This is a genomic window from Thermodesulfobacteriota bacterium (assembly GCA_040753795.1).
Classification (GTDB): Bacteria; Desulfobacterota; Desulfobacteria; order Desulfobacterales; family Desulfosudaceae; genus JBFMDX01.
The window spans coordinates 25,607-36,946 of record JBFMDX010000006.1; the positions used below are offsets into that span (position 1 = coordinate 25,607).

Sequence of the window (11,340 nt, forward strand, 5' to 3'; positions counted from 1 at the left end):
AATGATGCTAATAAAATTAATAAAATTACCATTTCTGTTCCCATTTTAAAGGTGTAGCGGAAAGCCATGAGTAGAGTCCAGTCCAGAGAAATCCCCTTCAACTACACCTCGGCCGACGATCCGCGCGTCTGCGCGCTGGTGCTTGGCGGCGATATGGTGGCGCCGCTTGAAATGCTGCGGTTCAAACGACGGACCGGGCAGGGCTGGCGGCTGCTGATGCGCTTTATCGGCGATCTGTTCATCCATCGCCGCAACCCCTTCCTCTACCAGGAACTGGCGGATGACCGCCGGCGGCAAAACCGGTTCTTAAACTCGGCCCGCGGAGACCTCGCCCAGATCGAGGAAATGGAGCCACAGGATCCGGATCTGGAGCTGATCCTGGCCCGGTGCCGCCGCAGGCTCGACGAGCTTCAGCGGGAACTGACGTCGGTCGGCCGTGAGCGGAACCGCGTTCGCCGGCGCCTGGGCGCGATCGTGGGCGAGCAGAACATTTTTTTTGATCCCTTCGCCCTGTCGGCCCATGCCACGGACGCAACGGACTGGCGCATGCACATGCCGGTGGCGGTGGTCTATCCGCGAGAGGAGGCCCAGGTCCCACCCCTGCTGACGGCCATCGCGGCCCTGGGCCTCAAGGCCGTTCCGCGGGGCGGCGGCACCGGCCTGACCGGCGGGGCCGTACCGGTAGCGCCCGGTTGCGTCATGATCAATACGGAAAAGATGAACCGCATCGGGGGGATCACCACCCGGACGGTCATCCGGCCCGACGGCACCGAACTGGTCCCGGACGTGATGGAACTCGAGGCGGGCGTGATCACCGATGACGCCATGCAGGCCGCCAGGGCCGCGGGTCTGATTTTTTCCACGGATCCCACATCGGCCTGGGCCTGCACCATCGGCGGCAATATCGCCGAAAACGCCGGGGGCAAGCGGGCCGTGCTCTGGGGAACCTGCATCGACAACCTGCTTGCTTTCCGCATCGCGGTCCCGGGGGGACGACTGCTCGAAGTCCGGCGGACCAATCCTACCGGCGGCCGTATCGGCCCGGACGAAACCGCCTCTTTTGCGGTAATCGACGCGGCCACGGGCGAACCGGTCAGTCAGATTCACATCCCGGGCGATAAATTGCGCAAACCCGGCCTGGGCAAGGACATCACCAATAAAACCCTGGAAGGCCTGCCCGGCGTCCAGAAAGAAGGCACCGACGGCATCATCACCTCGGCCACGTTTATCCTGCACCGTCCCTATCCGGAGCAGCGCACCATCTGCCTGGAATTTTTCGGAGAAGACATGGAGGAGGCCGCCCGGGTCATCGAACGGATCACCGGTGCCTTTGTTGACCGTGGCCAGGAAGCCCTGCTGGCCCTGGAGCATTTTGACGAAGAGTATGTCCGGGCCATTCAATACAAGGCCAAAGCCCCCAGCCGTGAAAGCCCCAAGGCCGTGCTGCTGATCGATCTGGTCGGGCACACCGGCGGGCAGATCCAATCCGGTCTGGACCGGCTGATCGCGCTGCTGCGGGCCTATCCCAATACCGTCATGACCGTGGCCCGGGACGAACCGGAAGCCGAGCGTTTCTGGCGCGACCGGAAACGACTGGGGGCCATCGCGGCCCGGACCAACGCTTTCAAGCTTAACGAGGATATCGTCCTGCCCGTCAGCGCCCTGGCGGAATTTGCCGAATTCGTGGACATGCTCAACGTGGAGGAGGAACGCGCCAATCAGCAGGAAGTGATCTGGCAGCTGCTGGCCTACATCGATGAAGCCGTTCCCATTGAAGATCCGGAATGGCTGGCCGCCAAACTGCCCGCGGCCCGGGATATGCTCAAGGAAGCCCTGGCCCAGATCAACCTGGCCGGGCGCGCTCACTTGAGAAACGAGACCCACCTCACCCGCGTCCAGGCCGCCATGGCCGAACTGCTGCGAGGCTTTGTCAAGGTCCAGGCCGAAATCCAGCAGGACATGGCCGAGATCCGGAGCCGCCGCATTGTAGTGGCCACGCACATGCACGCCGGCGACGGCAACGTGCACGTCAATATCCCCGTCTTTTCCAACGACCGCGAAATGATGCTGCGGGCCGCCGAAACCGCCGACGCCATCATGGAAAAAGCCGTCGACCTGGGCGGGGTGGTGAGCGGCGAACACGGCATCGGGTTTACCAAGATCAAACATCTGGACGAGGAGATCCTGACCGAATTCCGTGACTACCAGCGGCGCATCGATCCGGACGACCTGATCAACCCCGGCAAGCTGACGGACCGGAGTGTGGCCGACCGGGTGTTCACGCCGTCGTTCAACCTTATCGAACTGGAAGCGCGCATTCTGCGGTACAGCCATCTGGAGCAGCTGGCCGAAAAGATTTCCCGGTGCGTGCGCTGCGGCCGCTGCAAGACGACCTGCTGCGTGTTCTATCCGGACCGGAATCTTTTTTACCACCCCCGCAACAAGAATCTGGCCCTGACCGGCATCATCGAAGCGCTGCTCTACGACGCCCAGCGCACGCAGACGACAGGGGCGTCGTTCCTGCGCTGGCTGACCGAAATCGCGGATCACTGCACCCTCTGCCACAAATGCCGGACCCAGTGCCCGGTCGACATCGATACCGCCGAGATATCGGTCCTGGAACGGGAAGTGCTGGCGGCCCGCCATGCCCGGAAGACGGCGCTGCCCACGCGGATCGTGCTGGGCTATCTGTCTTCCCGCTCCGAAGCGGTCAACCGGCTGGTCCGCCGGGCGGTGCTGCAATGGGGCGGTGCGGCACAGCGCGCCGGCCGGCGTCTGGTCGGCAATCAATGGCGCCGTTTTCCGTTGCTGGCGCCGCTCTATGCCCCGGCGCCCGTTATCACGGCCGGAACCCTGCCGGCAACTTATCCGCAGCCCCGCGGCCTTTATCACACCCTGCTGCTGACGCCGGAAAACGACATCACCGGCACCGTCTTCTATTTTCCCGGCTGCGGCTCGGAACGACTTCATGCCGACATCGCCCTGGCCGTTATTTATCTGCTGCTGGACACCGGCCGCCGGGTGGTGCTTCCGCCGCCGTATCTCTGCTGCGGATACCCGGCCCGCGCCAATGCCCGGCTGGAAGAGAACAATCGTCTGGAACTGCGCAACACCATTATCTTCAGCCAGATCCGGTCCCTGTTCGGTTATCTTGAGTTTGACGGATGCGTGGTCAGTTGCGGCACCTGCCTGGAAGGACTTGGCCGCGTCAATGCCGCCGGGATCTTTGACTCGCCGGTAACGGACGCGGCCGCCTTTGTCCTGGACGGCGATCTGGAAGTGACGATTCCGGGAACGTGTTTTTATCACCCGCCCTGTCACGACTCCCTGGACGGCAGAGGCGAAGAACTGCTGCGTCGCCTGGCGCCGGAAGGTGTAATTCCCGTCCCCCACTGCTGTTCCGAAGCCGGCACCCTGACCTTGAGCCGCCCGGACATTGCCGCCGCCATGCTGGACCGTAAGCGGACGGTCTTGGAACCCCACGCAACCGGCTTCACCGGGCCTCACCGGCTGGTGACCAACTGCCCGGCCTGCCTCAATGGTTTGAGCCGGCAACGCCTCATCCCTCCGGTTCATCTGGCTGTTGCCCTGGCCGACGCCCGGGGAGGCGATAACTGGCGCCGGTGGACAATGGCGCGACTGGCGCACGCGGAGAAGATCCGATTTTAAAGGGGACGGGATTCAAAAATTCGGGTCGGGCGTATCGCCGTCACGGTCTTTTCTTTCGTTGAGCCAGATGCGAACCCGGGCCACGACAATTACGGCTATTACAATCGAGATGACGATCAGAACGGCCTGCACGCCCTTGGCGACTTTAAACACCTCATCGATGTAGCTGCCTCCGGCAAAGGCGACGATCACCAGTGCCGGCACGCTGATCAGCGCAGCCAGAAAATCATACAGGATGAATTTTCCGAAACGGGTTTTGAGGGCGCCGCCCGTGTAAAAAATGGCGGCACGCAACCCCGGCAGAAACCGGGCGATGAAAAAAATCCGTTCATGGTATTTTTCGATAAAGGCCCGGGCTTTATTGATATGGAACGGCTTGATGAATTTCGACAGAAAGCGATGACTTAAAATGGAATCCCCGGTCTTTCTCCCGATGAGAAACAGCGAGCTGTCGCCCAGAAGGACGCCGGCCATGGCCAGGGGAAGGAAAATCCGGATATCGAGATGGCCCGTATAGGAGAGATAGCCGCCTGTTATCAGGACCACATCCTCGGGGAGCGGCAACCCGAAGCCGCACAACAGCAGAATCCCGATAAGAAGGCAGTACAGGGTTACCGGGTGGGCCATGGCGCCGGCCGCGTTCATGATATAATCAAAAAACATAAAAAAGCCGCAGCGAGTTTTCTATTAGAGCGTAAAGGCGAGAACTAATCACAATTCCGACCTTTTTACAAGCCGAAACCCCGGATTTTTTTCAAGCGGTTCACCCATGAGCCGTAACGGTGTCATGGGAGCAGATGATGATAACACGCAAAAAGATGAAAGACCGCTACCGGCGTTTTTCCCATGTCAGTGTTCTGGCGGGAGTTATCAACGCCCTGGGCGAAATGCGGGGAATCGGATTTACGGAAGCATCCCCGGCCGAACAAAGCCGCCGCCACTTCCGGCCGCTTAAAATAAAACGGAGACTGGTCAGGGCCGCCATCCGGGACAAAGTTCTCCAGCACACTGAAAATTAAGACAGGCTATTTTTTTGCCCGGTACGCTTCCAGGGCCTTCAGTATGTCATCCATCAAATCTTTAGAGAAAGCCTTGCCGGCCAGCTGTTCCCGCACTCGCAATGAAGCCGTCTCAAGGGTCTTCAGATCAGCGGGAGAGAGGTTGACGGGTTTGATGCCGCATTTGGTTTCAAACGCCTGCAGGCTTCTGGTTTCAAAATCCCGGGCGATCTGTTTCCACTCCGCCTCCAGGGTGCTGACCTCATATACCAGCATTTCCTGAAAATTGTCGGCCAGCAGCTCCGACACGCCGAACCGCTTGCGCAGTCTTTCCTTGGTTTGAACACTGGTCAGGGCCGCCCCGGGAGAATAGAGGAACGGCGGCTTGATGTAGTAACCCATGTATTGATACGCCTGAATGCCGAGCATCCAGCCGGCCGGCGCCATCATGGCATTGGCCATGCCCGTGCTCAGGACGGAAATGGTCTCCGGCGCCGCCATGGGCGTGGCGTCAACCCCCAGTTCTTTATACAGCGCGATTTCAATGTCTCCGAAGGTGGTCAGAAACTTCTGCTTGGGAAGATCCGCCAGACCGGTGATTTTGTTTTTGGTGAACACATAAAAATTGCCGGTGTCGATAAACGAGGAAAGGATATACCCTCTCTGTTCAAAGGACGCGTCGATCCTTTTCCTGAACTTTTCGGTTATGTAATCCACCTCGTCATAATTCCTGAATAACCCCGGCAGGAGCAGAACGGACACATCCGGGGAGGCCGCCACCAGGCCGATGGCGGTGCATCCGCAGCCGTCCAGCTGCCCGATATCCATCTTTCTCAAAATATCGGTATCCTCGCCCATGATCCCGCCGGAGTAGACCTTGACGACGAACTTGTTGTTGCTCAATTTGGCCATGCGGGGGATGAGCGTCTCTTCAGGAACCTTGATCCATGGCGTTCCGGACGGGGCCAGGGTTCCCAGGGTGATGACCATCTGTTCCCCGTCCGGGATCAGCGTGGAGGATGCCTTCCAGACAATGGCCTTGACCTCTTCCCAGGTCATATAGGGGGCGAGCAGGGCCTCAACGCGCCGGGGCATATCCTTCAGGATATATCGTGAGGTCCGGTGATGGCTCAGGATCGGAAGGAACATCTTCTCCTGCATGGTAATGATCTCATCCCTGGTAACGGTGCCCTTCTCAAACATATTTCTCAATATCTGCTGCTGCTTCTGCAGCGCCGGAGGGAATTCCTGGCCGGTCAGCAGGGCCGTCATACTCTCCTGCAGCACGGTTTCCACTTCCTTGGCGGTTAAATCGGCGGCCGCCGCGCCGGGGGTAAAACCGACCAGCAGGCAGATTATCGCCAGGTTGATTGCGTACAGGACGACGCTCCAGTGCGGAATACGCGACATGATCCGTTTCCTTTCAATTGATGCCACCGTTGTGGTCTGAGTATCAGCAAATTTGCTTCGATTCCGGATAGAAACATATCACAAAAAACAGCCACCCCTCAATCATTAACGCGCTTTTATGAATTGCGGAGTTCCTTCTTTCGGGTTGTGGTGAAAATCTCCGTTGCGTTTTCACGCTTGACGCCGGGCCGATAATGGTACAATAGTATCCATCTTAACTAGTTTCCATCCATAAATGGCCTTTTTTCGCAATCTCTGCGTCAAACTGCGGGTTTTTTTGTGCGGCGTACGAAAAGTACGCCTCCGCAAAACCCCTTGTTTTCCTTGACCTTGCGCAATCCCGCCATGGCGGGACTGGATTGGAAACGTATCAGTGTCCCTTTCCATAGCCTTGGATGGACACTAACTACATAAAAGGGGAATCGTCATATTCTTGCCATACGATTTCGCGAATATCCGATCGCGGCTAACACCGGGCGGCATTATCTTGCTGCTGACCGCCTGGCACCCCTTCAGCGCTATGGCGGCGGAGGTGGATCAGGTGATGATGCCGAATCATAACACGATAATCATTCTGGCAACCGGTCTGGATTAAAGAAGCACCTGTGAACGGTCAACAACTATACGGCCTGTCCCGCCTGGCGACCACCCTGAAGATGGGCGGACACCCCGGGCTGAAGGGGCTGAGCCTGCGCCGGAAGCTGGCCCTGAACCATATTTTTTCCCAGAGCAAGCTGACCCGTCTGGACGGCCGCGTCTATTCCAACACCTTTACGCCCTTTTACCCCTCGCCGGCATATGACCGGTTTGTCTCCGGGCTGCGCTCCCTGATCCGGGGCGTGCCCTATCCCATGGTCACCAACTTTGCCGTGACCGCCCGCTGCCCCTGCAACTGCTGGCATTGTTCCTTTGCCGACCGATCCCTGAAAGACAGGCTGCCCCTGGCGGTCATGAAGGATGCCATCGCCCGGGTCCAGGATCTGGGCACCGCCGTGGTCGGCCTGACCGGCGGCGAGCCCTTGCTGCGGTCCGATCTTGAAGATATTATCGCGGCCATTGACCAGCGGTCCATGTCCCTGCTGTTTACCACCGGTTTCGAACTCACCCGCCAGCGGGTAAAAAATCTCAAGGCCGCCGGCCTGGGCATACCGGTCATCAGCCTGGATCACTATGACCCGGCTGTTCACGACCGGGGTAGAAACCGCCCGGGCATGCACGCCGCCGCCCTGCGGGCCATCGACCTGTTCCAACAGGAAGGATTTTACGTGGCCGTCTCCTTTGTGCCCGACCGGGAACTGCTGGACAACCGGGATGAAGCTTACAAGATCATCGAATTTTTCAAATCCCTGGGCGTTAACGACATGCGCCTGACCTCACCCATCCTGGCCGGAAAACTGACCGCCCACCCGGAACGTCTGCTGTCCGGAAAGCACATTGACGCCATCTACGAAATCCAGCGGTTCTGCACGAGGACCCCCGGCTATCCCGGCGTGTTTGCCTACGACTATTTTGAAAGCGAGCATTTTTACGGCTGCGGCGCCGGGTACAACTACATGTTCATCGACTCTCAGGGCAATGTCTGCCCCTGTGATTTCACCATGCTGTCTCTGGGCAACATTCTGGAACGGCCTTTGGCCGACATCTGGGAGGAAACCAGCCGGGCCTTTTCCCGGCCGGGCTGCGCCTGTTACGCCAACCGCGTGGCCGCCCGCATCCGGGACAAGAATCCCGCCTGCTATCCCTTGAACCGGCAGGACTCCCTGGAGATCATCAGCGCCTGTCCGCCCGACGGCGGGGAGAAAAGGCCCTGGATGTACAAAAAGATAAGTGAATCATCTTCCGGTTAACTGCGTCGCAAACGAGGATTGAAGGTGTTGCTGCGCAACATTTGAGGGGTTGAAGGCTTTTGTGGCCAATTTTAAGCCGTTCCCAAATTCCTTGCGGTTCACTTGACCCCTTGGGCCCTATGTATTCCCCCCCACCCATTCGGCTACGATTTTTTCAAAATCCCCCGCGTTTTCAAACGTGAGGATTTTGTCCAGGACCTCTTTTTTAAAACCGCTGTCCTGCCAGAGCCGGGTACGAACGGATTCGCTGGTCAGAATTGCACGGGCCAGGTCTTCATCCCGGATAAACATTCCGACCGCTTTTTCGGAGGTCGTGATTTTGTAAAATAATCTTTCAATATTGGTGCCCGAGGTGTTCAGGTAGCCCTCAATCGGCGGCCGGTTTCTGGCGATCAGATCAACCAGCCACTTTTCCCGCATCAGGGTTTCCAGGCAGATGATGTCCTCCAACGGTTTGTCTTCGATACAGGCCGCGACCGCCGGGCTGAAAGCCAGTACGGAAAAAACGCCGGTCACAGCCTGCTGAATGCTCTCAAAGGTCGTCTTATCCGCATGCACTTTCCTGACCATATCCTGCATGGCCCGGTCGTCAAAGACGATGTCAAGCACCCGCCGATCGACGATATATTCACCAATCCGGTTTTTAAAAATTTTGGCCACCTGGCCGGGGTCGCTGCCGGCGTTTTCAATCAGCTCCCGGTCCGGAGACTCGGCCCCGGCTTCGATATACTTCTGTTCCCTGACCATTCTTCTTATCCCCATGATGTTGATATAGGGATAATGCCTGGACTCGATCCAGTCGGCCAGCCTGACAGGGACGTTACCGCCGGGACATCCCCGGTATTCAAACGTGATCCGGGTCTTGTCGCGGCCGAAATACTCAAGCAGATATTCACCGGAAAGCTCGGTGACCCGGTAATAGTTATCGGTGGAAGGGACCAGCGTCTGGTCGGAGAGACGAAAGGTGATTTCGGCCGTGCCTTTTTCCAGATCATAGACCGTATCGTTTTGAATAACCATATCCCGGTCCTGGAAAGGCGGCGGGGCGTCGACAATGCTGTAAAAGATTTTGGTGTTGAAATCGATATCCTGCAAAACCACCGCCTTCCGGCATCTGGCCACCCACCGGGGATAGGCCGGAATATCACGGATAACAGCGCCGATCACCTCCAGCCTGGCGTCCACAAACCCGAAGCCCCTGAAAGCGTGGGATCCGGTTCCTGGAATGTCCTTCTGGAAGACATCGATGCCGTCCCTGGTATAAAGATACATCCAGCCATCTTCGGCAGCGGCGAAAGCCGTCGGCAGCAACAGGCACGCGATAATCACGACCCCTGCCCGCGTAAAAACGCTATTCTTCACCGTGGATTTTACTCCCTTAAACGTCCCTCCGGGCAAAGTGCCGGACGCCCGTTGATGTTGAGGTTGGAATTAATGCCGGCATCGGGCCAAAAGGCGATTGTAACAACGGCCATAAACGGCACCGTACCATGGGCGCAGCCCGGTGATCAATCCTTACCTTTCATTTTCGAGGATTTTAGACGGCGCCGGGCGCCCCCCGTATTATCGCGCACCACCAAAATGTACACTTGTACAAAAAAACTTGACAGATACCGTTGCCTTCCATTATACATTTAAGACGGTTTCCTTTTCGCGGCGGGTCAATGGCCACAAAGGTCATAACTAATCAGGGGGGGGAATAATGGGTATAATTTCACATAAATTCATCGGCTATCGAGCGGCATTGCTTTTTTTGACCATTGTGATGTTTGGCGCTGTTTCCTTTTCTTTCGCGGCGAACATGACCAGAGCCGAAATGCAGACGATTCTGGATGAGAGCATCAAGGCGCTGCTGACCGGCCAGCCTTTCAGCCCGACCCTGGAACAGAAACAACTGGTCTTAAGGAAAACATTTGAAGCCGGCGCGGTCAGCAAGGAACAACTGATCGCTATGGTGGAAAAATCCATGATGCCGATGCTGGACGCATATCAGGACAAAACATCGGTGGCCGCTTTCAAGGAACTCCCCGCGCGCGTCGAAGCCCTGCTTTCCCCCTATATGGCCTGGCAGGAAGTCAAAGAGGCCGGATGGCGGATCGCGACCCCCCTGATCAATGAGAGCATCAAGGCCCTGCTGACCGGCCAGCCTTTCAGCCCGGACCTGGAGAAAAAGCAGCTGGTCGTGAGAAAGATGTTTGAAGCCGGCCTGATCACCAAACCGGAGTGCATTGCCATGGTGGAGGGATCGATGCTGCCGATCCTGGAAAATCACCGGACCTCGCGGTACATTTTAAAAGATATCCCCAAGCGCGTGGAAGCGCTGCTTTCTCCCTATATGACCTGGGAGGAGGTCGAAGAGGCGGCCTGGAAGATGGGGTCGTCCCTGATCAAGGACGGGGATCAGATGATGCTCACCATCGGCACCCTGGCCCCGCCCGGCACGCCCTGGATCAATGTTCCCGAAACGGTCCTGCTTCCCCGGATCGCCCGCTTGAGCAACAATAAGGTTGTCGTAAAAGTTTACGGCGGCGGCGTCATGGGAGAGGATACCGACATATTGAGAAAAATGGACATCGGCCAGCTGTCCGGCTGCGGCTGCACGGCCCTGGGCATTCTGGCGGCGTCTCCGGACACGTCGGTCCTGCTGCTGCCGGGTCTTTTCCGCAACTATGACGAAGTGGATTATATCCTGGATAAATTCCGGAGAAGAATCGACAAGTCGTTTGAGGACCGGGGCTATATTCTGGGCGCTCTGATCGACACCGGCTTCTTTTACCTGTTCACCAAATACCCCATTACCGGCCTGGCCGACCTGAAAAAACAGAAACTGCTGACCTGGTTCGGCGAGGTTGAATCCACCTTCTACCAGGAACTCGGCATCGACGCCGCCACGCCCGTGGCCGTGCCGGAGACCATTTCTGCCTTAAGCACGGGCCTGGCCAACGCCAATCTGGCGCCGGCTGCCTGGATGCTCGGCATCCAGGCCTACCAGTATGCCCGTTATTACTTCACGCCGCCCATGGTTTATTCTCCCGGCGCCATCATCGTCAGCGTGGCCACCAAGGAGAAGCTGCGCAAGCAGTTCGGCGTGTCCGAAACCCTGGCCTACAATGTTCAGGAGATGCTGATCTATGAAGTCAGCCTGCTGGAACCCCGCTGGAAAAAAGAGGTCCGGGATTTTGAGGCCAAAAGCCTGCAGGCGTTCCAGACCAAATGCGGCATGAAAGCCGTGCCCCTTTCCGCCGAAGACCAGAAAGTCCTGGAGCAGGCTTCCGCGCGGGTTGCCGAAAAACTGGCCGACAAGGCCTATCCCCGTGATCTTTTAAACGACATCCGGAAAGCCCTGGCGGAGTACCGGGCAGGACACCAATAGCCGCGTGCCCAATCAAGGCGGATGCCGGAGCCCATGACCTATC

At 57.9% G+C, this 11,340-nt stretch carries 7 protein-coding genes; 4 read left to right on the top strand and 3 right to left on the bottom strand.

All coding sequences use genetic code 11. The features are described 5' to 3' along the window. The first annotated feature begins 66 nt into the window (after window positions 1-66). The gene (locus tag AB1724_09095) at window positions 67-3,669 is read left to right on the top strand and encodes a DUF3683 domain-containing protein (GenBank protein ID MEW6077955.1); all 3,603 of its coding nucleotides are present in this window, start codon (window positions 67-69) and stop codon (window positions 3,667-3,669) included. 12 nt (window positions 3,670-3,681) lie between these two features. Here AB1724_09095 and AB1724_09100 read toward each other — a convergent pair whose 3' ends face one another. After that, a complete protein-coding gene (locus AB1724_09100) occupies window positions 3,682-4,332 on the bottom strand; it encodes a DedA family protein (GenBank protein MEW6077956.1) in 651 nt (216 codons plus the stop codon). Between the two features lie 134 nt (window positions 4,333-4,466). On the opposite strand from AB1724_09100, the gene AB1724_09105 reads away from it, so the two are divergent. Next, complete coding sequence (locus tag AB1724_09105; GenBank protein MEW6077957.1) at window positions 4,467-4,688, top strand: hypothetical protein; 222 nt, start codon at window positions 4,467-4,469, stop codon at window positions 4,686-4,688. A gap of 6 nt (window positions 4,689-4,694) precedes the next feature. On the opposite strand, the gene dctP (AB1724_09110) is transcribed toward AB1724_09105, so the two are convergent. After that, window positions 4,695-6,077 (bottom strand): TRAP transporter substrate-binding protein DctP, encoded by a 1,383-nt coding sequence (gene dctP, locus AB1724_09110; protein MEW6077958.1) that lies wholly within the window; start codon window positions 6,075-6,077, stop codon window positions 4,695-4,697. Window positions 6,078-6,682: 605 nt separating this feature from the next. On the opposite strand from dctP (AB1724_09110), the gene AB1724_09115 reads away from it, so the two are divergent. Then, entirely contained in the window at window positions 6,683-7,924 is a 1,242-nt protein-coding gene (locus AB1724_09115) for a radical SAM protein (GenBank protein MEW6077959.1), read from the top strand. Window positions 7,925-8,041: 117 nt separating this feature from the next. Here the strand turns inward: AB1724_09115 and AB1724_09120 are convergent, their stop codons facing one another. Continuing rightward, window positions 8,042-9,253 carry an START domain-containing protein gene (locus AB1724_09120; GenBank protein MEW6077960.1) on the bottom strand — a complete coding sequence of 404 codons (1,212 nt, stop codon included), beginning with the start codon at window positions 9,251-9,253 and terminating at the stop codon, window positions 8,042-8,044. Window positions 9,254-9,626: 373 nt separating this feature from the next. Between AB1724_09120 and dctP (AB1724_09125) the strand changes: the two genes are divergently transcribed. After that, window positions 9,627-11,297 (top strand): TRAP transporter substrate-binding protein DctP, encoded by a 1,671-nt coding sequence (gene dctP / locus AB1724_09125; protein MEW6077961.1) that lies wholly within the window; start codon window positions 9,627-9,629, stop codon window positions 11,295-11,297. Window positions 11,298-11,340 lie beyond the last annotated feature (43 nt).

What these genes read in the sequence shown, in the direction of transcription:
- AB1724_09095 (MEW6077955.1), top strand. Translation starts at nt 67, where the DNA reads ATGAGTAGAGTCCAGTCCAGAGAAATCCCCTTCAACTACACCTCGGCC.
- AB1724_09105 (MEW6077957.1), top strand. Translation starts at nt 4,467, where the DNA reads ATGATGATAACACGCAAAAAGATGAAAGACCGCTACCGGCGTTTTTCC.
- dctP (MEW6077958.1), bottom strand. Translation starts at nt 6,077, where the DNA reads ATGTCGCGTATTCCGCACTGGAGCGTCGTCCTGTACGCAATCAACCTG.
- dctP (MEW6077961.1), top strand. Translation starts at nt 9,627, where the DNA reads ATGGGTATAATTTCACATAAATTCATCGGCTATCGAGCGGCATTGCTT.
- AB1724_09100 (MEW6077956.1), bottom strand. Translation starts at nt 4,332, where the DNA reads ATGTTTTTTGATTATATCATGAACGCGGCCGGCGCCATGGCCCACCCG.